General features: G+C 49.6%; 1 protein-coding gene. It reads right to left on the bottom strand.

Features of this window, described 5'->3' with window-relative positions:
* Positions 1 to 349 precede the first annotated feature (349 nt).
* Positions 350 to 670, bottom strand: a 321-nt coding sequence (locus KDM89_RS19260; protein ID WP_329604700.1) for a Holliday junction DNA helicase RuvB C-terminal domain-containing protein, incomplete at its 5' end; no start/stop codon positions are given.

Here is a 670-nt window from a genome sequence, read left to right as displayed (position 1 = left end):
GAAAAACGATGCTAAAGTCAATGCTGGTGGTATCGCTTCCGGTATCGGCGCTACAGAACGCTTGTTCAACGTTGGTATCCGTCACGCATTCTAATCATCTGCAAGCGTAAGCTTGCTGTTGAGAAGATCAAAAACAAAAAGCACCTTAGGGTGCTTTTTGTTTTGCAGTTTGTGAAACTGACAGGTGTGTATGAGTGTAGGTTTCAGTATCGCAAATAGTCTGGCATGCACCTGGGTTCAGACAAAGTGTTGATCCGGTGTAAGGAGGGGGGCAAATCAGATGTCCCCACAGTAAAACCAGGCCAATATCTAAGCGATCGACCAGGCGGTGACACAAACGTACAGCGAATTAAGAGGCGGGCATGGCCACACCAAAATGCTGGTAAGCCAGTGCTGTCGCAATGCGTCCGCGTGGGGTGCGCTGCAAATAGCCTTGCTGGATCAGATAGGGTTCGAGCACATCTTCTATCGTGTCGCGTTCTTCACCTATCGCAGCTGCCACGTTATCAAGCCCAACCGGGCCGCCGCCAAATTTGAATAAGATTGCTTCCAGCAGCTTTCTGTCCATCAGATCAAAACCAGCCTGATCCACATCCAGCATACGCAATGCCGCGTCAGCAATCGCTTTGGTGATTTCACCATTGCCTTTGACTTCTGCATAATCCCTGAC

This window comes from Cognatundibacterium luofuense (genome assembly GCF_018139685.1).
Lineage (GTDB): Bacteria > Pseudomonadota > Gammaproteobacteria > Burkholderiales > Burkholderiaceae_D > Undibacterium > Undibacterium luofuense.
This window is presented reverse-complemented; position numbering and strand designations above follow the sequence as displayed.